The organism is Parabacteroides caeci, assembly GCF_023656795.1.
Classification (GTDB): domain Bacteria; phylum Bacteroidota; class Bacteroidia; order Bacteroidales; family Tannerellaceae; genus Parabacteroides; species Parabacteroides segnis.
Window position 1 is genome coordinate 43,550 of record NZ_JAMOKT010000044.1, and the last position, 22,495, is coordinate 66,044.

At 39.7% G+C, this 22,495-nt stretch carries 24 protein-coding genes and 1 pseudogene; 18 read left to right on the forward strand and 7 right to left on the reverse strand.

All coding sequences use genetic code 11. The features are described from left to right. Positions 1 to 216: 216 nt before the first annotated feature. Both NBH15_RS19775 and NBH15_RS19780 read right to left on the reverse strand, forming a co-directional pair. Complete coding sequence (locus tag NBH15_RS19775; RefSeq protein WP_250823353.1) at positions 217 to 1,773, reverse strand: alpha-L-fucosidase; 1,557 nt, start codon at positions 1,771 to 1,773, stop codon at positions 217 to 219. A 213-nt stretch (positions 1,774 to 1,986) separates the two neighbouring features. Then, positions 1,987 to 2,331, reverse strand: a complete 345-nt coding sequence (locus NBH15_RS19780) for a hypothetical protein (RefSeq protein WP_443146950.1) — start codon at positions 2,329 to 2,331, stop codon at positions 1,987 to 1,989. Here NBH15_RS19780 and NBH15_RS19785 point away from each other — a divergent pair. Then, positions 2,318 to 2,521 (forward strand): annotated as a pseudogene (locus NBH15_RS19785) (helix-turn-helix domain-containing protein); the annotation flags it as partial. The gene NBH15_RS19780 and the pseudogene NBH15_RS19785 overlap by 14 nt on opposite strands. A 61-nt stretch (positions 2,522 to 2,582) precedes the next feature. Further along, entirely contained in the window at positions 2,583 to 3,089 is a 507-nt protein-coding gene (locus NBH15_RS19790; RefSeq protein WP_128134236.1) for a hypothetical protein, read from the forward strand. An 84-nt stretch (positions 3,090 to 3,173) separates the two neighbouring features. Here the strand turns inward: NBH15_RS19790 and NBH15_RS19795 are convergent, their stop codons facing one another. The 3 genes from NBH15_RS19795 to NBH15_RS19805 all read right to left on the reverse strand — a co-directional run bounded on the left by NBH15_RS19795 (position 3,174) and on the right by NBH15_RS19805 (position 5,708). Further along, positions 3,174 to 4,070 carry a helix-turn-helix domain-containing protein gene (locus NBH15_RS19795; RefSeq protein WP_128134235.1) on the reverse strand — a complete coding sequence of 299 codons (897 nt, stop codon included), beginning with the start codon at positions 4,068 to 4,070 and terminating at the stop codon, positions 3,174 to 3,176. A gap of 65 nt (positions 4,071 to 4,135) precedes the next feature. Next, the gene (locus tag NBH15_RS19800; protein ID WP_250823354.1) at positions 4,136 to 4,648 is read right to left on the reverse strand and encodes a cupin domain-containing protein; all 513 of its coding nucleotides are present in this window, start codon (positions 4,646 to 4,648) and stop codon (positions 4,136 to 4,138) included. 142 nt (positions 4,649 to 4,790) lie between these two features. Beyond that, positions 4,791 to 5,708 carry a cation diffusion facilitator family transporter gene (locus NBH15_RS19805; RefSeq protein WP_128134233.1) on the reverse strand — a complete coding sequence of 306 codons (918 nt, stop codon included), beginning with the start codon at positions 5,706 to 5,708 and terminating at the stop codon, positions 4,791 to 4,793. Between the two features lie 557 nt (positions 5,709 to 6,265). Between NBH15_RS19805 and NBH15_RS19810 the strand changes: the two genes are divergently transcribed. The 16 genes from NBH15_RS19810 to NBH15_RS19885 all read left to right on the forward strand — a co-directional run bounded on the left by NBH15_RS19810 (position 6,266) and on the right by NBH15_RS19885 (position 21,765). Beyond that, the gene (locus NBH15_RS19810; RefSeq protein ID WP_250823355.1) at positions 6,266 to 7,378 is read left to right on the forward strand and encodes an MraY family glycosyltransferase; all 1,113 of its coding nucleotides are present in this window, start codon (positions 6,266 to 6,268) and stop codon (positions 7,376 to 7,378) included. A gap of 137 nt (positions 7,379 to 7,515) precedes the next feature. Continuing rightward, the gene (locus NBH15_RS19815) at positions 7,516 to 7,926 is read left to right on the forward strand and encodes a nucleotidyltransferase domain-containing protein (protein ID WP_250823356.1); all 411 of its coding nucleotides are present in this window, start codon (positions 7,516 to 7,518) and stop codon (positions 7,924 to 7,926) included. A gap of 328 nt (positions 7,927 to 8,254) precedes the next feature. Continuing rightward, positions 8,255 to 9,805: a lipopolysaccharide biosynthesis protein gene (locus tag NBH15_RS19820; RefSeq protein WP_250823357.1), complete on the forward strand. Its 1,551-nt coding sequence runs from the start codon at positions 8,255 to 8,257 to the stop codon at positions 9,803 to 9,805. Further along, positions 9,806 to 10,822, forward strand: coding sequence for a glycosyltransferase family 2 protein (locus NBH15_RS19825; RefSeq protein WP_250823358.1), 1,017 nt, complete (start codon positions 9,806 to 9,808; stop codon positions 10,820 to 10,822). Positions 10,823 to 10,827: 5 nt separating this feature from the next. Next, entirely contained in the window at positions 10,828 to 12,015 is a 1,188-nt protein-coding gene (locus tag NBH15_RS19830; protein ID WP_250823359.1) for an O-antigen polymerase, read from the forward strand. Then, the gene (locus NBH15_RS19835) at positions 12,015 to 14,000 is read left to right on the forward strand and encodes a hypothetical protein (protein ID WP_250823360.1); all 1,986 of its coding nucleotides are present in this window, start codon (positions 12,015 to 12,017) and stop codon (positions 13,998 to 14,000) included. The genes NBH15_RS19830 and NBH15_RS19835 overlap by 1 nt, the downstream gene beginning before the upstream one ends. A 90-nt stretch (positions 14,001 to 14,090) precedes the next feature. Further along, entirely contained in the window at positions 14,091 to 14,807 is a 717-nt protein-coding gene (locus tag NBH15_RS19840) for an IspD/TarI family cytidylyltransferase (RefSeq protein ID WP_250823361.1), read from the forward strand. Between the two features lies 1 nt (position 14,808). Then, positions 14,809 to 15,867 (forward strand): NAD-dependent epimerase/dehydratase family protein, encoded by a 1,059-nt coding sequence (locus NBH15_RS19845; RefSeq protein ID WP_284706480.1) that lies wholly within the window; start codon positions 14,809 to 14,811, stop codon positions 15,865 to 15,867. Further along, the gene (locus NBH15_RS19850; protein ID WP_250823362.1) at positions 15,864 to 16,772 is read left to right on the forward strand and encodes a LicD family protein; all 909 of its coding nucleotides are present in this window, start codon (positions 15,864 to 15,866) and stop codon (positions 16,770 to 16,772) included. The genes NBH15_RS19845 and NBH15_RS19850 overlap by 4 nt, the downstream gene beginning before the upstream one ends. A 7-nt stretch (positions 16,773 to 16,779) precedes the next feature. Continuing rightward, positions 16,780 to 17,712, forward strand: coding sequence for a glycosyltransferase family 2 protein (locus tag NBH15_RS19855; protein WP_250823363.1), 933 nt, complete (start codon positions 16,780 to 16,782; stop codon positions 17,710 to 17,712). After that, positions 17,709 to 18,284, forward strand: a complete 576-nt coding sequence (locus NBH15_RS19860) for a putative colanic acid biosynthesis acetyltransferase (protein WP_250823364.1) — start codon at positions 17,709 to 17,711, stop codon at positions 18,282 to 18,284. The genes NBH15_RS19855 and NBH15_RS19860 overlap by 4 nt, the downstream gene beginning before the upstream one ends. Positions 18,285 to 18,321: 37 nt before the next feature. After that, the gene (locus NBH15_RS19865; protein ID WP_250823365.1) at positions 18,322 to 19,098 is read left to right on the forward strand and encodes a glycosyltransferase family 2 protein; all 777 of its coding nucleotides are present in this window, start codon (positions 18,322 to 18,324) and stop codon (positions 19,096 to 19,098) included. A gap of 18 nt (positions 19,099 to 19,116) precedes the next feature. After that, positions 19,117 to 20,205, forward strand: a complete 1,089-nt coding sequence (gene gmd, locus NBH15_RS19870) for a GDP-mannose 4,6-dehydratase (RefSeq protein ID WP_250823366.1) — start codon at positions 19,117 to 19,119, stop codon at positions 20,203 to 20,205. Next, complete coding sequence (locus NBH15_RS19875) at positions 20,202 to 21,146, forward strand: GDP-L-fucose synthase family protein (RefSeq protein WP_250823367.1); 945 nt, start codon at positions 20,202 to 20,204, stop codon at positions 21,144 to 21,146. Before gmd ends, NBH15_RS19875 begins: the two co-directional genes overlap by 4 nt. A 123-nt stretch (positions 21,147 to 21,269) precedes the next feature. Continuing rightward, a complete protein-coding gene (locus NBH15_RS19880; protein WP_250823368.1) occupies positions 21,270 to 21,563 on the forward strand; it encodes a nucleotidyltransferase family protein in 294 nt (97 codons plus the stop codon). Further along, positions 21,556 to 21,765 carry a hypothetical protein gene (locus tag NBH15_RS19885; protein ID WP_250823369.1) on the forward strand — a complete coding sequence of 70 codons (210 nt, stop codon included), beginning with the start codon at positions 21,556 to 21,558 and terminating at the stop codon, positions 21,763 to 21,765. Before NBH15_RS19880 ends, NBH15_RS19885 begins: the two co-directional genes overlap by 8 nt. Positions 21,766 to 21,769: 4 nt before the next feature. Here NBH15_RS19885 and NBH15_RS19890 read toward each other — a convergent pair whose 3' ends face one another. After that, positions 21,770 to 22,042 carry a hypothetical protein gene (locus NBH15_RS19890; RefSeq protein WP_250823370.1) on the reverse strand — a complete coding sequence of 91 codons (273 nt, stop codon included), beginning with the start codon at positions 22,040 to 22,042 and terminating at the stop codon, positions 21,770 to 21,772. Beyond that, entirely contained in the window at positions 22,039 to 22,353 is a 315-nt protein-coding gene (locus tag NBH15_RS19895; protein WP_250823371.1) for a hypothetical protein, read from the reverse strand. The genes NBH15_RS19890 and NBH15_RS19895 overlap by 4 nt, the downstream gene beginning before the upstream one ends. Positions 22,354 to 22,495 lie beyond the last annotated feature (142 nt).

Sequence of the window (22,495 nt, forward strand, 5' to 3'; positions counted from 1 at the left end):
TTACGCAGGTAAAGATAAGGGATAAAAAGCGGAGAAACAAGTCCGGACAAATAAAAATATTGCCAAGCTGATTAGCGCGGCAATTTCGGAGTCCTACAATAGTGCCAACTTATTTAAAAAGGCATTTCCTCCAACTACAAAAATGCCAAATTATTTAGCGAGGCACTGTCGTAGACCTTCAATATTGCCGCGCTAATCAGCCTGGCATTATATACATTATATTTCTTCTTCTGAAGCCTTATAAAAGCCTATCTCCGATAGTTGCGGAACATCCCTCGCCCCATTTATAATGATCCGGGCCTTATTGCAACGTATGGGAGCAAAGCGGAGAATCCGTTTATATCCGACCGTAGTCCCTTCTGCCACCGTTTGCCATCCGTCACTTGTCAGGCATTCCAGCGCAAAACGTTCGATACGTTGTCCTTCCGTGATATTCTCCTGCAAAAGGAGCCGGTCGAATATCTGTTCGTCCTTGAAAGAGATTTCGAGCGTATTGGCTTCTCCGGAACTCTGCCAGTAAGTCTTCAGGTCGTTATCCGTCAGTTCGGTAGTTTTGCCAGAAGACAGGATGGCATTCTCCAGCAGGTTCTTTTCAAACGTCTTTCCCAATATCCGTTGCATATTCTTCAGGGAGGAAATATCGTTTTCGTGGATCAGACCGCGTTTGTCGGGAGGCAGGTTCAGGAGCAGCAGGGAGTTCTTCCCGACCGAACTATAATAAATGTCTATCAACTTCTGAGGCGTTTTCACCGAAGAATCTTCCGAGGTATGGTAATACCAACCCGGGCGGATGGAGACATCGACTTCCGAAGGATACCAAATCGCTCCCTTCGCATCCGTCAGTAAAGAACGGCTTCCCAAATCCTGCGCCATTTTATCTCCTTCCGGTAAGAATGTACCGCTACCCGCCTCTTGCTGCGAAGATTCGGCAATGGCATTCAGGCTGGATACAGCGGCAGGCAAAACGCTCCATTCGGTATCGCGACCGTAACCGCTTTCCGTCCCGACCCATCTCACGTCAGGTCCCATAACGGCAATGACAGCCTGCGGCTGCAAGCGTCGAATCTCTGTATAATAGCGCATAAAATCATACTCCTGCTTTTTCCCGTTCGGGCCTTCACCACAGGCACCGTCGAACCAGACTTCGTCTACACGGCCATATTGCGTCAGCAGTTCCGTCAGTTGGTTGACAAAATAATCATTATATTTTTCCGTGCCATAATCCGGATGATTCCTATCCCAGGGAGACAGATAGACGGCAAACTTCAATCCGTATTCCTTGCAGGCATCCGCCACATCGCGGACAAGGTCTCCTTTCCCCTCTTTCCAGGGAGTGGAAGCCACCGAAAAATCGGTATAGGCCGAGGGCCACAGGCAGAATCCGTCATGATGTTTACAGGTCAGCAGGATCATCTTCATTCCGGCCTCTTTCGCCGTCCGTGCCCACTGTCGGGCATCCAGTTCAGTCGGGTTGAAGACGGAAGGGTCTTCTTTCCCCGTCCCCCATTCCACATCGGTAAAGGTATTCACGCCGTAACAGATAAAACAGGTAAATTCCATCTTCTGCCATTCCAATTGCCGCTCGGAAGGTACGACATGGGCCGCCAGACGTGCTTTTTCATCTGCGGAAGCATTTTCTGGAAATAAACAGGAAGTTATATATATTTCTTTTTGCCCGTCGGCATTGCTCCCGCCCTGCTGCCGTCCGCAACCGAGAAACAACAAAGATAGCATCACGCATCCGGCACACAGATTTCCTACTATTGTTTTCATGATATTACAATTAGATTAAGTGAAGGCAAAAATAGATATTCTTTTTCACACCTTAATTGTACAATCAGAGACTATTATTGTATAATCTTATTACTGAAGGGCATAAAAACGGGCTGCCCTAAAATCACTTTCCAGGCAACCCCTCCTTTGTTGTACGAAAAATAAAAAACAGTGGGCTATTCTCTTCCGCCCCCCAAGCCCTGTAGAGATTAATCACGCTTTGTATCTCAGTAACTGCTTCCAGGGACGTGATTTGCTTGTCCAGCAAGAAACTCTTTTCGCGGCTGGACAAGCAGTCAGGGCGTCATTTACCTCGCTTCCGGCATTCAGCAACGATTGCTGGAAGGCAAGAGCCGCCTCTTCCTGTTGCAGCTTGGTAATCTTGTACTGGGCGATAATCTCCCCACGGGCAAACAGTGGCTGTGTCAGCGAACCTACTGCCAAAGCCAGGAACTTGCCCGGGTTTACAATCATCGAACCGGCATTGTTCGTCCATCCCGCGTAATAAGCCGCCTCCATCTGCGATACGGCTGATTCGTTGGACAAGCCGGCTTTCATCAGGGCACCATTGGAACTAATCAACGAAACAGCCATCGAGCATATCAAACACCGCCTGAAACACTCCGACAAATCCATCAAAGAGATAGCAGAAGAGTTCAACTTCCCCAACCAATCCTTCTTCGGCAAGTTTGTAAAAGCTCACACCGGCATGTCCCCCGCACGTTATCGTGATGCGAGGGTAGAATAGTTTGTTGTTTTTTCTTATATTTGCTGAGTAATAACCTTTGAACACTATTAAACAGAAAATCATGAAAGAATTTGAAGAAGCACTAGTTTGCAAATGTAAGAATGAGAGAATACCGGAAGAATTCAATTACTTCGGAAAAGTCATTGGCGAATGGGACCTCGACTGGAATGACCGCCTCAATACCTCCACCCCACGCCGTGTGAAAGGCGAATGGATATTTTCCTGGGTACTTGACGGTATGGCCGTACAAGACGTTTTCATTGTCCCTTCAAGAGCCGAGCGGCTCATTGATATTCAGCCCGACGCCGCCTACGGAACCACCATCCGCCTGTTCAACACCGAAAGACAAGTCTGGGAAATATTCTACGGATGCCCCGAAGAATGCGCACGTCTCGAAGCACGCAAGGAAGGTGACGAAATCATCCTCACTGAAATAACCTCAAAAGCTATGAAATGGATTTTCTCCGATATCACCGATAATTCATTCACCTGGCGCAGCATCGCTAAAAGCCCTGCAGGAAATTGGATTACACTCGCAAGAGTCTACGCTACCCGCAAAAAGAAATAAAAACAGTAATCTTTCATAATAACGAATGGCATGCAAATTAAAATTATTTATTCAATCTGCATGCCATCCATTATTTCTCATACTTTAGTTCTGCGCCCGGTACTCGTTCGGAGAAGTTCCTACGCATTTCTTGAAAAGACGGGTGAAATGCTGCGGATACTTAAATCCCAGTTCATAAGCTATTTCGCTGATAGAACGGCTGGTGTCGAGCACCTTTTCCTTCGCCATGTCAATCAACATCAACTGTATATGTTCCTGAGCCGATTTGCCTGTTTCCTTTTTAATCAGGTCGCCTAGGTAATTTGCGGAAAGATGTAACTGGTCTGCACAATATTGCACGGACGGCAACCCAATCTCTTGTGGCTTATCCGACAGAAAATAGTCGTTCAATATCTTCTCAAACTTCGACAATGTATCTTTATTTACGTTCTCGCGGGTAATGAACTGGCGGTCATAGAAGCGCAAGCAGTAGTTGAGCAACAGTTCGATATTGGAAACAATCAGCATCCGGCTGTGTTTATCGATCCCCCTAGAAAGTTCCAGTTCTATATTCTTCAGGCAATCGATTACGATTTGCCGCTCCTGTTCCGACAAGTGGAGAGCCTCATATACTTCATAGGAGAAGAAATTATAATTCTTTATATTGCGTCCGAGTGTCGTCCCCCGAATCAAATCCGGATGAAACAACAACGCCCATCCTTTCGGCTTTATCACCTCTCCGTCATTCGACACACCGACTACCTGGCCCGGACCCGTGAAAACCATCGTGCCTTCCTGGTAATCATAATAATTACGTCCGTATTGCAAGTCGCCGCATTTTACCTCTTTCAGGAAGACTGCATAAAAGCCGTAACTCATCCGGGCACGTTTTATACCCGCTACTTTCGAGAAGTCGATCACGCTAACCAGCGGGTGCAACGTTTCCTGCCCTATCCGGTCATTATACTGGCAGATATGATCCATTTTTTCTATTTCAGCCATAGTCTTTCCTTTTAAATGTTTCAGTACAAAGTTAATAGATTTTTGTTATATCAGTCAAACTTCGACTATTTTACAGCTTCCGTATATTCCTCATCAGTCACTTCGCCAAGCCATTCCGCACTGTTTTCGCTTACCTTCGGAGTGATTCCGATATGTGTAAAACGGCTGTCGGGTGCAGCACCATGCCAGTGGACGGTATTGGCCGGAATATTTACCACATCGCCCGGTTGCAGACGTTGGGCCGGTTTGCCTTTTTCCTGGTAATAGCCGACTCCTTCAGTACAAAGCAGGATTTGTCCTACTGCGTGGGAATGCCAGTTGTTGCGGGTACCGGGGGCGAAAGTTACATTATAAATGTTACAATCATATTCCGGTTGTGTGGAAAGCATCTTCAGCCAGGCATCGCCGCTGAAGTTAGCAGTAATAGGATTGCCCAGTCCCAATACCGGTTCTTTTACCTGAGTTTTATCTTCCATTGTTTCTACTGTTTGATTATTTCCGTTATTGTTTTTACTGTTGCACACATTCACTGCAAAGAGTGCCATGCAAATCAGGATAATTACTGAATTATTTTTCATACGCTTCCTTATTTGGTATTTTATCATCTTCCTTTCGATGTTGCAAAAATAAGGAAACAGTGACAACCAGACTGTAGACGGATTACAGATATTTATACCCAAATTACGGATTACCATTGGGATAGTAACACACGTCGACAGATTATTCTACCATCCCCTTGTCGATACCAAACTTCTCATCCGTCTGGCATTTCCCGGCAGGTTCCACATGTACTAGAATATCATATACATTATCTATCGAGTTTTCAATACTTTTCTCTACGGCATCGGCAATTTCATGGGCTTGCATAAGTGTCATCTGTGGATCCACTTCTATGTCGAGGGTAATATTATACAGGTTTCCTATCATCCTCGACCTAACCCGGTGTGGATTACCTGCACCAGGCACCTTCTCTACAGCTTCAAATATCTTATTATATACATTGACATCTTTCACGCCATCCATCAGTTCCACATTCGAATCCATAAAGATGCTGACAGATGATTTAATAATGAAGAGACTTATTATCAACCCGGTAATTGAATCAAGTATCGGCAGTTTAAATATAAAAGTAAATATCAACCCCAATAAAACCCCGGATGAAATAACAACATCATTACGCATATTGATAGCATTTGCCGTCAGCATGGAACTATTGATTTTCTTCCCTTGTTTATACTGATATAACGCCAGCAGAAGTTTGCCGGCAATAGAAAAAACAGTAACATATATAGCAATAGCAGACGGTATCTCTTTTGCCTCGTCCGAAAAAATACTTTCAACAGACGACAACAGCATCTGTACACCGGCATAAAATATCACGAGTGACAGAATCTTCGTCGCAATACTCTCCGCTTTCTCATAGCCGAACACATACTTTTTAGAAGGTGGCCGACTCATAATACGCGCCGTAAAAATCATCACAACAGAAATAATTACATCTGTCGCCGAGTCAATGCCGTCCCCCAATACGGCTAAACTGCCAGCCAATAAACCTACAATAATTTTCGATACGGAAAGTACAGCGTTACCAATCGTGCTTATCCATGATGTTCTTATCAATATTTTCTCCCGTGACATATCTTAGCCTTATTAAGTAAATAGATTTTACAAACAGGGGATAAATATAAGCATAATATATCTGTCCGCACAGCCAAACGAAACAACTATTTTTCCTTATTGGTTTTAATTTACCTCAATTTTTCAACACATCCTGTTTCCCAGCTACTTATCAGGTATAAAACCTTATGAAAACCCATTCCTGCATTCTTTACCTTTACAAGGTTATTGTATTTTTTATATCATTAGATAAGAGAAAAGATTCAAATAAAATCAGCCATAAAACAAATCGGGATATAGTATATAAACAAATAGCTATCAATATATTACAATAAAAACGAATGACTAAAATAATCGATCGTTTATTTTAGTCTGCGCAAAGGTATGAATAATTTTTATATCCACAAGACATATATTTTTTTTAAATTTTGATTTTCAAAGCACTAAATATTTATTAACACAATGTTAAAAAGCACAGAATGATGACTAGAAAAAACGATCGTTTTTTCTAGTCATTTTTCGTTAGCTCACATATGTGACTGACGAACTTTGTCATGTCAATAACTAGTATTAATGTAATGGCTTACCTACTTATAATTTTATCCTTACTTATATCAATAATTCTCTCAGCGCTTATTATTCCGAGGATTCTCGTAGTAGCTTTTCGAAAAAAGCTATTCGACATCCCCGATGAACGAAAAGTCCATAGCGGAATAATACCTCGCCTGGGCGGCATATCTTTTGTCCCCACCATCCTCTTTTCATTAGCTTTCACCACCGGATTAAGGTATCTAATCGGCTATGAAATCCCTATAAACAGGCTTCATTTTATAATTCCCGAATTTTATTTTCTAATCTGTGGTTTAACGTTATTGTATTTATCAGGAATAAAAGACGACTTAGTCGGATTGCGTTACCGAAGCAAATTCGTTATACAGATTATTGCAGCCTCTCTTATCCCTCTGTCCGGTCTATGGATCAATAATCTGTATGGTCTTTTCGGAATTGATGAACTCACCCCCTGGCTGGGAATCCCCTTTACCATTTTACTAACAGTATTCATTGTCAATGCAATCAATCTGATAGATGGCATTGATGGATTAGCGTCTGGGTTAAGCAGCATATCGCTTTTAACTCTCGGAAGTTTATACCTTTATTACGATCAATGGATCTATGCCATGCTTGCTTTTTCGACATTGGGAGTACTACTCCCCTTCTTCTATTACAATGTATTTGGTAAAGTAAATCGTTGCAAAAAGATATTTATGGGAGATACCGGTAGCCTGACATTAGGCTACATACTTGCCTTTTTAGCTATCGCTTATACCAACAACAATTCCGAAAGAGTTCCTTATACCGAAGGAGCCATCGTTGTCGCCTTTTCAACATTGATTGTTCCCATGTTCGACGTAATCCGGGTTGTATTGGTACGCGCCCGTAACCATAAAGGTCTGTTCCGGGCAGATAGGAACCATATCCACCACAAATTCCTTGATATGGGCTTTACCCCGCGCAAAGCAATGATCAGCATATTGGCGATGGCATTATCTTTCAGCACAATCAACATGATACTCGTATCACAAATAGACAACACCGTCCTATTCATCACCGACATCGCAATCTGGATCCTGTTGAACCTGTGGTTCGACAGGATCAGAGACAGGAAGCAAAAACTGAAGAAAAGAATTTAAGCCACCAGAATTTAATTCAGATGGTAGAAAAACGGGAAAGGTTATGTTGAATGAAATTAGGTGAACATTTATGCGCAAGTTTGGTATACATTGATTTATCTTTACGTCAAGTGAAAAAATATAATGCCATAGAATTTATGAGAACGGATGTGTTAAATCGAATAAAAGAGACCTTGCGTAAAGTCGTACCGGCTGGAGGGCATGCTTTTTTGTATGGCTCGCAAGCAAGAAACGAGGCACGTCCGGATTCGGATTGGGATATATTGATCTTGTTAGACAAACCGAAAATCGAAGCGGAGGATTATAACGAGGATTATAACAATGTATCTTATCCTTTGGTGGGGCTAGGCTGGTCGTTAAACGAGTGCGTCAGCCCGGTACTTTACACCTTGAAAGATTGGATGAAATACCATTTCTCCCCCCCTTATACACAACATAAAAGACGAGAGGATACGATTGCTATGAGTATAAGTATGGAAGATATAACAGCGGTTGTCGCTCATCGTAAAGAGAAGGCGGATTCAAGGCACAAACCCATAACGGGGTAGTCGGTCAATTAGAATTGAATTATGTCTCTAAAGGCCTATTGACGAAAGATGAAGGTCGATTATATTCTCGTTTGTTGCAATACCGCATTACCGGAGATTATAACGATTTTTTTGATTTTGAGTGTGAGGATGTGTTGTCTTGTTGGAACCCACACGTAAATTATTTGTCAAACTTGAAAGCCTGATTGCTCACCCATAATAATTATGTAGAGATACGACAATTTTAGCTTATAGGAGCCATGGTATAAGGAGTTCCTATGAGGAATACTTTTCTCAGGCTTGGGAGTACGCTGTCCCATGTCTTGGGACAAATAGATCTGTAAAAAATATGGTAAAATCAGATTCACGAACATCCAAGAGTATAAAAAACAGTTCGATAGCGTTGGTGTTTTATTTCATCAACCTGATTCTCCAATTCTTTTCAAGGAAGATTTTCTTGGATTATTTGGGAGCAGAGGTACTGGGGTTGAATACTACGGCGCAGAATTTACTGGGCTTCCTCAATCTGGCGGAGTTAGGCATCGGCACGGCGGTAGCGTACAGCCTTTACAAGCCTTTGTTCGAGAGAGATCATCAGGCGATCAATGATATCGTGTCCATCCAAGGCTGGCTATATCGCAGGATCGCTTTCATTATCATGGCGGGATCCGTGATATTGATGTGCTTCTTCCCGTTACTGTTCGCCAAAGCACAAGTGCCGTTGTGGTATACCTACGGCTCGTTCGTAGCGTTGTTGGTCGCTGCGTTGTTGGGATATTTTGTCAACTATCGCCAAGTCGTGCTATCCGCAGACCAAAAGGAGTACAAGATAACGCAAAGCGTACAGGGAGGTAAGGTCGTAAAGGTGATATTACAATTGCTTGCCATTCGGTATTTGTGGAACGGTTATCTGTGGTGGATGGTATTTGAGGTATTGATAGCTATCATCACCTCTTATGTACTCGACCGAAGTATTCGGGAAGAATATCCGTGGTTGAAATCGCGGATATCAGAAGGAAAGCGGTTGAAGAAGGCTTATCCAGAGATAGTCCGGAAAACCAAGCAACTCTTTTTTCATAAGATTGGTGTTTTTATTTTAACGCAGACCAGTCCGCTGGTGATTTATGCCTATGCATCTTTGACATTGGTGGCGATCTATGGCAATTACCTGTTGATTACGTTAGGAGTCACAGCCCTGATGAATGCTTTGCTTAATGGCTTGAACGCGAGTATAGGCAACTTGGTGGCTGAGAATGATAAGTGGCATATCAAGGAGTTGTTTTGGGAGATCACCTTGTTACGTATGTGGCTAGCGTCTATTGTTTGTTTCGGCTTATACATGTTGGGAGACTCTTTTGTCACGTTGTGGGTGGGTGAGGAATATATTTTACCGTCTGTGGCTTTTGTCATTCTGATTATTAATACATTTATTGGGTTGACGCGTACCAATGATTCCTTTTTGGCCGCCTATGGCCTGTTTCAAGATGTATGGGCACCAGTGACGGAGGCTTCCTTGAATCTGGGTCTTTCTATCGTATTAGGACATTTTTTTGGTCTGAATGGCATTTTGGCGGGAGTGATGATTAGCCTGCTGGTCATCGTATGTGGTTGGAAACCTTATTTCCTTTATCATAATGGCTTTAAGGAAAGTGTTTGGGAGTATGTGAGGCGATACTCAAAATATGTGGTGATACTTGTGTCACTCTTTGTGTTTTGTTCCAAGATCTCATGCGGTTTCTTCACGTATTCCGTAAGCACCTATTGGGATTGGAGTGTTTATGGGTTAAAATCTATTTCCCTATACGCGTCGCTAAGTGCGTTGGTGTTGTGCCTGACCGACGCTTACGCCATAAGTTTGCTTAAACGAGTCTGTTGTATAATCATTAATTTGCGAAAATAAATGCTAGAAGAATCAATTCATCCCAAGATCAGCGTATTAATACCTGTCTATAATGTGGAGAAATACGTGAAGCGTTGCCTATCTTCCGTATTGAATCAAACCATGCAAGAAGGCGTGGAGGTCATTATTGTCAATGACTGTACCCCGGACCATAGTATAGAGGTAATTTTCGAGACGCTTCGCGCCTATTCGGGGAATGAAAAGGGAGAAAAAATGTTAGTTCGTGTCGTGAACCACGACACGAATCGCGGTCAGGCTGCGGTTCGTAATACTGCTATGAATTATGCTACGGGGGATTATGTTATTCATGTGGATAGCGATGACTGGATAGAACCGGACATGCTGGAAGAAATGTATAGAAAAGCTATAAGCACTGATGCGGATGTTGTTATATCAGATTATTGGGAATCAACATTGCAAGGAGAAATCTATAAATCCCAACCTCATTATATCTCAGCCCCAAACTGTATTTGCGGTTTTTTAGATGAAAGTTTGATTGGTACGAACTGGAATAAGCTAGTAAAACGCTCCCTTTATACAAATAATGATATACATTTTCTCGAAGGAATTAATCTTTTTGAGGATAGGATATGTAACATTCGTTTATTTTTACATGTACAAAAAATAGCTTATGTGTCAAAAGCATTTTATCATTATGTCCAGTATAATACTACTTCTATTACAAAACATGTTACACGGAAAAATTTAGAGAACTCCGTATCGTATTTAAATTTTATAGAAAACAATTTAAGTGAAGAATATCAAGATGCAAAAGGTATCAGTAAAGTAAAAGTCCTTTGTCATCTTTTATATAACAGCACAGGTGTACTTCAAAATGAATATTATCGATCGTTCCAAATAAGACTAAAAGATGTATTGAGATGTTCTACTATCATATGGCATCTCAAAGTGCAAATGGTGTTTATCGTTTTAAGAATGCCATACATGTTTAACTTAATACGAAGAATGAAGAGACTCGTTATACGGCGTAATCATCATTTCCTTTATGATAAATAAGAAAGATGCTATTTTGGGCTATTTTCATATTGTTCCTTATCCTTCTTCTTACCTTCAGAGAAGATAAATCTTTCATACATCCTACGATTGTAACCTGTTTTATTTGGTTGTTTTGTATAGTGGGGTATAATATAATAGACCATGACTTATACCCATTGAGTGATGAATTTTATGGTATCCTTTTGCTGTGGGTGGTTCCCTTTTCTTTATTTTGTAAAATATCCAGCATATTTGTTCGAATAAAAAAAATATCTTTAGCCCACTATCGTCCCGATTTTGTCTTTTCTAAATGGTTTATCCTGTTTTTTTTATTTGCACCTCTTATAACTTTAATAATAAAGTTTAAAGAGGTGCAAACGTTTGGTTTGTACAATGGTTTATATGCATCCATTAGAGATTTGGCCATAAGTCGGGCAAGAGGAGAGGAAGAGCTTCCATCTCGTTTATTTGTCTTTTTTAATCGGTTTGCAGCAATGTCTCCTGTAATATGTTCAATTTACTTATTAAATGACTTCAGAAAAAAATATATTTGGCTTTTCTATTTGATTACCATTACTTATATATTTTCCGGTGCAAATAAAGGAGTACTATTACATTGGTTCATGGCCATTATAGTTATCTTAGAATATAAAGGGAGATTAAAGTTTTCCCAAATGTTAACATTGTTTTCTTTTGTACTGATAGCGGTAATTCTAGTTGAAGTATTTAGAGCATCTACAGATACTGGAGATTTTAGTTTTGTTAATTTTTTATATAGTTATTTATTTTCACCTCTTACAGCTTTTGACAGTTTTATATTGCATTCTGGAACTGATTTTCAAACATCCTTAAAAGGCGGGTTTGTTTTTGGTCATTTTTTTAATGATGAGTATCCCATTTATTTTGACAATAACAATTTTGTATATGTTCCGTCACCGACAAATGTATTTACTGTGTTATGCTCATATTATGCCTCTTATGGTTATTGGAGTGTGCCTTTTGTGGCATCTTTATATGGGAGTTTTTGGGGGTATATTTACACAAGTTCTAAACGACAAGAGGTGTATAAAATATTGTATGCGTCTATGTTTCATATCCTTGTTTTCCAGTTTTTTTATGATTATCTAATAACAGCGGGGCTGAAAGGTAATATTTTAACAATGATATTTTTGTTTTTTATCATGTATCCAATATTTTACAAAAAGAAATTATAATGATCTATTCTTTTGATGTTTTCGATACCTGTATTGTTCGTTCTTGCGGAAAACCTGATAATATATTTCGCTTGCTAGCAGAAGAAGTTGTGCAAGATAAAGACGAATCCCGCTTGCGAGCTTTTGTTATAGAAAGGAAGAATGCCGAAAAAACGGCCATACTTTCGCTCGGTAAAGAGGCTGTTACATTAAATGAAATTTATGATGTATTCGACCTTTCACTCTTTACGAATATGCCTAAGGCACAAATCAAAGAGTTGGAAATTGCTCTGGAACTATGTTCTTTCGCCCCGATTAAAAGAACGATCGAAAAGATAAACTCACTACGTAGCAAAGGACGTATTCTCTTTATCAGCGATATGTATTTACCGGATAAGGTAATTCAAGAAGGGTTGACTTCATTAGGTATTATGCAGGAAGGAGATTGTCTATATGTATCTGGTAGTATAGGTTTCTCCAAATATTCCGGACAGCTGTTTGACTATGTGGCACAAATGGAAGATATCAAGAATAGTGTTTGGGTACATCATGGTGACAACCTACATAGCGACTACTTCATGCCAAGGCGTAAAGGTATTAAGGCTCGGTTGGTATGTTCCGGCTATTCAACATATGAAACCCTCATAGAGAACGAGGCGAAATTTTTTTCTTCGTCATTGGCTGCTTCTGTTTTTGCCGGACTGATGCGTGCGGAACGGTTGAGAGGCAGAAGTGATGATGGAGGATTTGTTGCCAATATTATGGCTCCGTTGCTTGTACCCTTTGTCGATGCTTTGTTGAAAGATGCGACAGCAAAGCATATCCGCAGACTTTATTTTGCATCAAGGGATACATATGTGATGTATCTCGTGGCAAAGGAGTTTTCGTTACAATATAAAGATTTGGAAATCCATTATTTGCACATCTCCACCAAGTCTGTTTACCCATCTAGCATTTATCGGGCTGATAAATTGGAATTGTCGCATATATTAGAGCATATAGGTCGCTTCTCTCCCTACAAAATCATGCAAATGTTTGGCTTCACAGACGAAGAAATAAGCGATATGAGGCATTGGTTCCGCTTGGACGAAGAGTTATGTTACGGAAGCATCCAGGCAAATGCGTTCATGGAAAAACTGCTGGAAAGTGGTAACCGTGCCAAACTACAAACACGATGCGCTGCCAAGCGAAAATTACTTATAGATTACCTGCAGCAAGAAGGTTTTTGCGGAGACGATCATGTTCCTGTAGGCTTGGTGGACGTGGGCTGGCGGTGTTCTACGCAAGAGATACTTCAGAAAATAACAGACGTGCCCGTGAGATATTACTACTGGGGAGTATCGTCTATGCGTGTCCGTATAGGACTAAGTGGACCATTCATTTCATTTTATTATGCAGAAGACTTTGGGAAAGTGCATGGTAACAACAAGTTTATTGAATATTACATTTGTCGAAATTGTGAAGGAACTACGCTCGGCTATAAATTGGCGGACAATGGCATTGAGCCTATATTGGGTGAACGTAAAAATACTTTGATGGACGAAGAAATTCACCAAAACCATGAGACCATACAGCATTTCGTCCATCAATATCGCCAATATAAATGTCTAAGTGAACATTCAAAAGAGTTATTCCATTCACTTTTCCTCAAAGTCATGTATCACTTCATGCAATACCCTAATAAAGACATGGTGGTATTCTTAAGTAAATATTTACGTTGGGGAAATTTTTTTGAAAAAAAAATGCCTGTTATTATTAAACTCTACCCATGGACTATGACTTACATTGTCGTGACTTATTGTTTAAAAAATGTCAGTAACCATGTGTTCAAATACCGTGCAATATGGCTAGAAGCATCTTTTGTATATACATATGGAAAATTTGGAACATGGTTGTCGCTATGTATGCATAAAACAATGGCCAATCCGCAAATAAAATACCAAATAAAAAGGCTATTGAGTACTTTGAAAGGGGGAAAAATGAAAGTATCTCGTTCTAAATTGTAAGTGCATTTCTTAAGAATAAGATAATAATACTCTTAGAAAGGCTTCCTATACTGTTGCAGAAACAAAATAGAAATTAAAAAAATCAAGATCATGAATATAGCCGTTATTTTTGCCGGAGGTTCCGGTCGAAGAATGAATACAAAAGGTCGTCCAAAACAGTTCTTGGAGTTCAGGGGAAAACCTATCATTATCTATACACTGGAGCTGTTCGACAACCATCCAGAGATAGACGGGATTACCGTAGTTTGCATTCAAGAATGGATTCCTTACCTAGAAAAGATGATACGCAAATTCGAAATCACAAAGGTGAAGACAATAGTCTCGGGAGGCAAGACTGGACAAGATTCCATTTATTCCGGTTTAAAAGTTGTAGCAGAAAGTTATTCTTCAGATAGTACTGTACTCATCCATGATGGGGTGAGACCTTTAATAACCGCACAGACCATCAGTGATAATATAAATTGTGTCAGAGAATTTGGATCTTGCATTACTTGTATTCCAGCTACGGAAACTTTTATCATATCTCGGACAGATGGAGGTCTGGATATTCCCTCACGCTCCGACTCTTTTATCGCCCGTGCCCCTCAATGTTTTATTCTGTCAGATATTATTTCTGCCCATCAAAAAGCATTACAAGAAGGTAAACATGATTTCATAGATAGTTGTTCGATGATGAGCTATTACGGTTATAAACTACATACAATCATGGGACCGATGGAGAATATAAAAATCACCACACCAACCGATTACTTTATTTTCAAGGCGATGGTAGATGTTCATGAGAATCAACAAATATTTGGTTTATAATATGTTCAATTTCAAAAATAATATCGTACAAAATGATCTGCGAGAGATAACCTCTTTACCTATCTCTTGGAAATTATTGGAAGGAAAAAGTTGTCTAGTAACAGGAGCGAATGGAATGATTGCCACGTACATAATCTATTCATTTATGTATATGATTAGGAAATACGACATAAATATCCATATAGTAGCATTATCAAGAAATAGATTGAAAATGGAAGAACTCTTTTTCGATTTCTTAAATGATTCCCATTTCGAGTTGCTGGTTCAAGATGTTTGCGAGCCTATTCATTATGAGAGAAGATTGGATTATATCTTTCATTTCGCTGGAAATGCTAGTCCATTTTATATAAAAAACGACCCAGTCGGAATCATGAAGAGTAATCTGTTTGGAACGATAAATGTGTTAGAACTAGCAAAAGAGAAGAAAGTCAATAAAGTTATTTTCGCTTCCACTCGTGAAGTATATGGAGAGAACATAGCAGAAGCATGTTTAACTGAAAAATCTTTTGGGCGAATAGATTGCCTGGAGGCTCGTTCTTGCTATCCAGAAAGTAAACGTGCAGCTGAAGCCCTATTCAGGAGTTATTATTTACAGTACGGCGTAAACTTCAATACAGTACGAATCGCCCATGCTTATGGTCCCGGCATGAAATTGGAAAACGATGGACGGGTAATGGCTGATTTACTAAAATTCGTATTGCATAGGCAAAATATCGTATTAAACAGTACTGGAGAAGCCTTACGTTCCTTTTGTTATGTTAATGATGTCATTTCTGGTCTTGCTTATATTTTATTTTATGGAGAAAAAGCACAAGCCTATAACTTAGCAAATGAAAAAGAAGAGATAAGTATTAAAAATTTAGCAGAGATGCTTATAAAGAAAACACATGAATCTTTATGTATCGAATATAAGGTTAATCATCAATCCAAAGTATATTGTAATTATAAACGAATTGGTCTTGATACTCTTAAATTAGAATCTTTAGGTTGGAGTCCATCCATACTTTTGGAGGAAGGGCTAGAAAGAATTTTAAGAAGTTTTTATGAAAAGAATAAATGATGAAGACATACAAAGAAGTTATTACTGAGATCGCCAATACAAACGATTGTTTTATAGAGTTGACCAATCAAGACATTCGAGCCCTACAACTCGTTTTGTTGGAAATGTATAAAGATATTGCGAAATTGTGTGACGAAGAGGGAATAACACTCTTTCTTGGTGGAGGAAGTTGTTTAGGTGCTGTCCGCCACAAAGGGTTCATACCTTGGGATGACGATCTGGATTTAATGTTATTGCGAGCAGATTATGAAAAATTGATTCAATTATGTGAAAAAGGAAGATTGGGAAACAAATATGAATTTAACTACCCCAATAAAAAAAATGGTTCTTGTCTACCTTTTATGAAAATATATAGGAAAAATTCACTTTTAGTAGAATCATTTAATGAATGTGAAGCATTCCCTACCGGAATATATATTGACCTTTTTATTATGGATTTCGTACCTCAATTAAAAATCTGTCGCATATTAAAGGGAGGGATTGCCGATTGTATAAAGCTCATATCCAGAGCTGTTCTTTATGTACAATATCCTAGCAAATCATCGCAAAATCTCATGACCGTATCTCCTGCGTTGAAAATTCTTTCTAAATTGAAAAAACTGATGGGTCACATACTCAGTATCATTCCACAAACAAAGTGGGTATATTGGTTTGATCGTTTTGTAGCATCAACAAAAGGAAATATGATAACTATCCCTACGGGCAGGAGACGTTATATTGGTGAAACTCATGATTATTCTGTATTTTTTCCACCCCAAAAGGTTTCTTTCGAGGGAATAGAAGTAAATATTCCTTTCAATTATGACAAGTATCTGAAGAACCTTTACCATGACTACATGAGTATCCCCCCAGAAAACAAAAGAGAAAAGCATTTCGTATTAAAATTTCAGTTACCCAAAGATTGATTTTGAGATGATAAATAATAGAAAACAAACCATGTTAGACATTTCAGTAATCATATTGACCTATAACGAGGAAAAACATATCCGCCGTTGTATTGAGAATGTTATTTCTTTTGCGAAAGAAGTATTCATCATTGATAGTTTCTCCACTGATAAGACGCTTGAAATAGCAAGAGCATACCACAATGTGCATGTCTTACAAAATAAGTGGGAAAATAACCATGCCAAACAGTTCAATTGGGGACTAGAGCAGGCATCCATCACAACAAAATGGATACTTCGCCTTGATGCCGATGAATATCTTTTGCCTGAATTAGTGCAAGAACTTCACAACAAATTGTCAACACTATCCGATGATGTAACTGGCATTATCTTCAAACGACGTAATATTTTTATGGACAAATGGATAAAGCGAGGAGTTTATCCAGTGAAACTTCTTCGCCTATTCCGCTATGGCAAAGGTATGTGTGAACAACGATTAATGGATGAGCATATCCAATTGACAGAAGGTCATGCTGTGGAGTTTGAACATGATTTCTGCGATCATAATCTAAACAATCTTTCTTGGTACTGCCACAAACATATAAATTACGCTATTCGAGAAGCTGCTGATTTACTAGATATTGAACTGAATTTGAACGGAACTGCAAGTATGGATAATAATAGAGAAATAGGAGTACAGGCATTTGAAAAACGAATGAAAAAGCATAAATACGCTAAACTTCCTTTGTTTTTACGGGCGTTTCTTTATTTCTGTTATCGCTATTTTTTCAAAGGAGCTTTTTTAGATGGAAAAGTTGGCTTCATTTGGACATTTATGCAATGTTGGTGGTATCGTACATTGGTTGATGCTAAAATTTACGAAATTAAGCTACATTGTAGCAATGATAAAGAAAAAATTGTGCATTATTTATTAGATGAATATAACATCCATTTATCATGAATAATCAATGTAATAGAACAAAAGCTGACTTATCACGTTTCGATAACTCGTTGTATCATACCGGTGGTAATTTACCGAAATGTGTTTTGTGGTATTTTATCAACATCTTATTTTTCATCAACCCACTCAATCCTTTCTCAGGACTGAAAGTACGCTTATTACGACTTTTCGGAGCTAAGGTGGGTAAAAAATGTGTCATAAAACCTTCTGTTAATATCAAATATCCGTGGAACCTATCTATTGGCGATTGTACATGGATCGGTGAAAATGTGTGGATTGATAATCTTGTTCAAGTTACTATCGGATCTAATGTTTGCATTAGTCAAGGAGCAATGTTATTATGTGGTAATCATAATTATAAACGTTCTACATTTGATCTTATTGTCAAATCTATTAATATTGAAGACGGAGCATGGATTGGAGCTCAATCTATTGTCTGTCCTGGAGTAACAATGCATTCTCACAGTGTTCTTACTGTTGGTTCTGTATCATCTAAAGACCTTGATTCTTTTTCAATTTATCGCGGAAATCCTGCCGTCAAAGTTACAGATCGCTTGATCTTTGAATCATAATTAAATCTTCTTCTGAATTCATATTTTATTTTGTTTTATGAAAATCAGTATTATTACTGTTACATGGAATAGCAGTGCGACATTGCGTAATACCATGGAAAGTGTGCTTTATCAAACTTATTCAGATATAGAGCACATTATTATTGATGGAGGCTCGTCTGATAGCACAATGGATATTATACACGAATTGGAACCTTGGTATAAAGGTCGTTTACGCTATATCAGTGAGAAAGACAGAGGCTTATATGATGCAATGAACAAGGGGATTAACATGGCAACAGGTGATATAGTAGGCATTCTCAACAGTGATGACTTTTATACAAGCAATGATATTTTGTCTACTATTGCCTCTAAAATGAAATGTAGTAATGTTGATGCTGTTTACGGTGATATTCATTTTGTAAAAGCTAATGATTTGAGAAAATGTGTGCGCTATTATTCTTCGAAGTATTTTCATCGTCGTTGGATGCGTTTTGGTTTTATGCCTGCGCACCCCAGTTTTTATTGCCGCCGAAAAGTTTACGAACGGTATGGAAATTTTGACTTATCTTACAAAATTGCTTCTGATTTTGAAAATCTGCTTAGATTAATATATGTAAACCGTATTCGTACTTGTTATATTGCTAAAGATTTCGTCACAATGAGAACTGGGGGTGTTTCAACGAGTGGAATGGCTAGTTATAAACAGATTTTGCGCGATCATCAACTGGCTTTTAAGAATAATGGCATTTACAGCAATATGTTTCTGGAATTGTTGAGATATCCATATAAAATTTTTGAACTTATATTTACAAGATATCTTAGAAAATATTGATTAATATATTTTATTTGCATGAAAACAGCATTAATTACCGGTGTCACTGGTCAAGATGGTTCATTTCTGGCAGAGTTTTTGGTAGAAAAAGGATATGAGGTACATGGTACCATTCGTCGTTCGTCTGTAGATTTTAGGGAACGAATCGCTCATTTGGAAGGTCATCCTGCTTTTCATCTTCACTATGCGGATTTAGGAGATTCCACAAGTATCTCACAAGTAGTAAAAAAAGTGTGTCCCGATGAAATTTATAATCTTGCTGCTCAAAGCCACGTGCAGGTGTCATTTGATTCTCCGGAGTTTACGGCAGATGTGGATGCTACCGGAGTATTACGAATTCTTGAAGCGGTACGACAAAATGATCTGACGGATACATGTCGTATTTATCAGGCTTCTACTTCTGAGTTATATGGGAAGGTAGAAGAGGTTCCTCAAGATGAAAAAACACCTTTTCATCCATATAGTCCCTATGCGGTAGCAAAATTGTATGGTTATTGGATTGTGAAGGAGTATCGTGAAGCTTATAATATGTTTTGCTGTTCGGGAATATTGTTTAACCACGAATCGGAGCGGCGAGGTGAAACCTTCGTGACACGCAAAATAACGTTGGCTGCCGCACGAATCGCGCAAGGTAAGCAGGACAAGCTTTTATTAGGTAATTTATCGTCGCTTCGCGATTGGGGATATGCCAAAGATTATGTGGAATGTATGTGGCTGATTCTTCAAAATAAAAAACCGGAGGACTTCGTGATTGCCACAGGGGAGCAACACTCCGTGCGGGAATTTTGTGAACTGGCTTTCCGCTATGCAGGAATAGAACTACGCTTCGAAGGTGAAAGGGAAAAGGAAAAAGGGATTGATATGAAAACGGGCAGGATACTTATTGAGGTATCGCCTGATTTCTACCGACCAACCGATGTAGTAAACCTGTGGGGTAACCCCACCAAGGCGAAACGCGAGTTGGGGTGGAATCCGCAAAAGACCACCTTTGAGCAGCTGGTAAAGTTGATGGTGGATGCAGACATGGCGAAAGTAGCAGTGGAACGTGCCGGGGATCATGTTCGCATGAACCTCGCTGAATACTTAGAGAAAGGGATTGTAAAATGATGGAGAAAAATGCTAAAATCTATGTAGCGGGACACCAAGGCATGGTTGGTTCAGCCATCGTTCGGGAACTGGAACGACAGGGTTACACCTGTATTCTCACCCGTTCTCATCGTGAACTGGATTTGACACGACAGGAAGCCGTGGATCGTTTCTTTGCTGAAGAAAAACCTAAATACGTATTTCTTGCGGCTGCTAAGGTAGGCGGCATCATTGCCAATCGGTCTATGCCAGCCGATTTCATGTATGAGAACATGATACTGGAGATGAATGTCATCCACGCTGCTTGGCGTAACGGTTGTAAGAAACTACAATTCCTCGGCTCATCTTGTAGCTACCCTCGCATGGCACCGCAACCCATGAAAGAGGAATGCCTGCTCACGAGAGAACTGGAAAAGACCAACGAAGCATACGCCCTGGCCAAGATTTCAGGTTTGAAATATTGCGAATACTTGAACCGCCAGTACGGAACAGACTTCATCAGTGTGATGCCCACCAACCTATACGGCCCGAACGACAACTACCATCCGGAGCACAGCCACGTGTTGCCAGCCTTAATACGCCGTTTCCACGAGGCTAAAGAACAATACCTGTCGCATGTCACTTGCTGGGGCGACGGATCTCCATTGCGTGAGTTCCTTTATGTGGACGACCTCGCCAACCTCTGCGTATTCTTGATGAACAACTACTCAGGTAATGAGACCATCAATGCAGGAACAGGCAAAGAACTGACAATCAAGAGACTCACCCAATTAGTTGCCAAGGTAGTCGGTTACGAAGGCGAAATATGTTGGGACACCTCAAAGCCTAACGGTACGCCTCGCAAGCTACTCGATGTGTCTAAGATCACGGCTCTCGGTTGGACGTACAAAACCGAGTTGGAGAATGGTATCCGTCTTGCCTATGAAGATTTTTTAAACAACCCCATACGGGCAAAAAGATAGAATTTGTATTACTTTTAAAAGTGAATAAGTTGACTACTGTTTCAATAGGAAGCAATACAAGTTTTTTATGAAATAAATTACCGATATGTCTTTAAAAAATATATCTTTGTAAAAAATCGGATAATGAGAACAACACAAGAAATAATTAATCTATTAAAGGATTTCAAAGCGAAGCAGTCTTCAAAATATGGAATCCGAAGAATGGGTGTGTTTGGCTCCGTAGCCCGTGGGGAACAACATGAAAACAGCGATGTGGATGTTTACATTGAAGGTGAACTCCAAGGGCTCTTTGCACTAGCTGGTATAAAAAACGAGTTGGAAGAATTGTTGGGTTGCCAGGTAGATATCGTACGTCTCAGAGATCGGATGGATACTTTTCTCAAAAAAAGAATACAGAAGGAGGGCGTCTATGTTTGATCAAGAAGAAACATTGCATTTACTGGAATTAATAGAGTCAACTCTTTCAATCATAGAAGAACGTTGTAAAGAGATTGTTACCGTTGATGATTTTTTACTTTCCGACCAAGGTATGATTTTGATGGATAGTGTTTGTATGAAATTAATTATATACAAAAAAAGTCTGTTACCCCTCCACTTCAGAGAAGATAACAGACTTTAAACGATCAAACATCCGTCTCTTCATCTTTCCATTCCTCTTCCGGAAAATACTGGTCGATGATAATGAAAAACAGATGATATTTACATAGGATATGACGTATCCAGCGTTCGCTCACCAATAGCATCTCACTGATTCGGGAGATGTCCCGGTCGGTAATCCCGGAGACATCCATGCTTTCGGCATGTTTTCGGTAAGCCTTCAACAGACAGTCATAGATGGCATACCCGGTCGCTTTGTTGCGGCGGATCATACGTTGGTAATTTTCTTCGTAACTCATGCAGTGAATAATTTGTACAGACCGCCGATCAGTCCCCCAGCCATCAGGCTGTAACCGGCAATATCTATGGGTTCGACATGTTGTTTGGTTCCCCAGTCGCCCTGGTGGAGAGCGAGAGTATCGCTCCGATAGCAGTCAGCGTCACTTCCGTCTGCTCCATCAGGAGAGACAGTAGGGTGATCGCCATCAGGAAGAGGACGAGGATAGGGATGGGGACAAGGGCAGTCACCGGCTGCCGGCTTTTGCTTGCGGGGAAAGATGATCCGGGCAAGGCTGGTGAGGAAGGCAAGGATTGTTTCAAGAGTTTTCATTTTGTATAAATTAAAATTTATAATACTTCGTTAAATTTATAACTAATCCGTTGAGAACAAATAAGTTAATTGATAAAATTTAGTACAATAAAATAGGTCAAGTGGCTGATTTTCATTACCTTTAATGGTATCCTACCACACA

Bases quoted from the DNA above. Each gene is read 5' to 3' on its own strand.
- NBH15_RS19775 (WP_250823353.1), bottom strand. From the start codon at position 1,773: ATGAAAACAATAGTAGGAAATCTGTGTGCCGGATGCGTGATGCTATCT.
- NBH15_RS19780 (WP_443146950.1), bottom strand. From the start codon at position 2,331: ATGAAAGCCGGCTTGTCCAACGAATCAGCCGTATCGCAGATGGAGGCG.
- NBH15_RS19790 (WP_128134236.1), top strand. From the start codon at position 2,583: ATGAAAGAATTTGAAGAAGCACTAGTTTGCAAATGTAAGAATGAGAGA.
- NBH15_RS19795 (WP_128134235.1), bottom strand. From the start codon at position 4,070: ATGGCTGAAATAGAAAAAATGGATCATATCTGCCAGTATAATGACCGG.
- NBH15_RS19800 (WP_250823354.1), bottom strand. From the start codon at position 4,648: ATGAAAAATAATTCAGTAATTATCCTGATTTGCATGGCACTCTTTGCA.
- NBH15_RS19805 (WP_128134233.1), bottom strand. From the start codon at position 5,708: ATGTCACGGGAGAAAATATTGATAAGAACATCATGGATAAGCACGATT.
- NBH15_RS19810 (WP_250823355.1), top strand. From the start codon at position 6,266: ATGGCTTACCTACTTATAATTTTATCCTTACTTATATCAATAATTCTC.
- NBH15_RS19815 (WP_250823356.1), top strand. From the start codon at position 7,516: ATGAGAACGGATGTGTTAAATCGAATAAAAGAGACCTTGCGTAAAGTC.
- NBH15_RS19820 (WP_250823357.1), top strand. From the start codon at position 8,255: ATGGTAAAATCAGATTCACGAACATCCAAGAGTATAAAAAACAGTTCG.
- NBH15_RS19825 (WP_250823358.1), top strand. From the start codon at position 9,806: ATGCTAGAAGAATCAATTCATCCCAAGATCAGCGTATTAATACCTGTC.
- NBH15_RS19830 (WP_250823359.1), top strand. From the start codon at position 10,828: ATGCTATTTTGGGCTATTTTCATATTGTTCCTTATCCTTCTTCTTACC.
- NBH15_RS19835 (WP_250823360.1), top strand. From the start codon at position 12,015: ATGATCTATTCTTTTGATGTTTTCGATACCTGTATTGTTCGTTCTTGC.
- NBH15_RS19840 (WP_250823361.1), top strand. From the start codon at position 14,091: ATGAATATAGCCGTTATTTTTGCCGGAGGTTCCGGTCGAAGAATGAAT.
- NBH15_RS19845 (WP_284706480.1), top strand. From the start codon at position 14,809: ATGTTCAATTTCAAAAATAATATCGTACAAAATGATCTGCGAGAGATA.
- NBH15_RS19850 (WP_250823362.1), top strand. From the start codon at position 15,864: ATGATGAAGACATACAAAGAAGTTATTACTGAGATCGCCAATACAAAC.
- NBH15_RS19855 (WP_250823363.1), top strand. From the start codon at position 16,780: ATGATAAATAATAGAAAACAAACCATGTTAGACATTTCAGTAATCATA.
- NBH15_RS19860 (WP_250823364.1), top strand. From the start codon at position 17,709: ATGAATAATCAATGTAATAGAACAAAAGCTGACTTATCACGTTTCGAT.
- NBH15_RS19865 (WP_250823365.1), top strand. From the start codon at position 18,322: ATGAAAATCAGTATTATTACTGTTACATGGAATAGCAGTGCGACATTG.
- gmd (WP_250823366.1), top strand. From the start codon at position 19,117: ATGAAAACAGCATTAATTACCGGTGTCACTGGTCAAGATGGTTCATTT.
- NBH15_RS19875 (WP_250823367.1), top strand. From the start codon at position 20,202: ATGATGGAGAAAAATGCTAAAATCTATGTAGCGGGACACCAAGGCATG.
- NBH15_RS19880 (WP_250823368.1), top strand. From the start codon at position 21,270: ATGAGAACAACACAAGAAATAATTAATCTATTAAAGGATTTCAAAGCG.
- NBH15_RS19885 (WP_250823369.1), top strand. From the start codon at position 21,556: ATGTTTGATCAAGAAGAAACATTGCATTTACTGGAATTAATAGAGTCA.
- NBH15_RS19890 (WP_250823370.1), bottom strand. From the start codon at position 22,042: ATGAGTTACGAAGAAAATTACCAACGTATGATCCGCCGCAACAAAGCG.
- NBH15_RS19895 (WP_250823371.1), bottom strand. From the start codon at position 22,353: ATGAAAACTCTTGAAACAATCCTTGCCTTCCTCACCAGCCTTGCCCGG.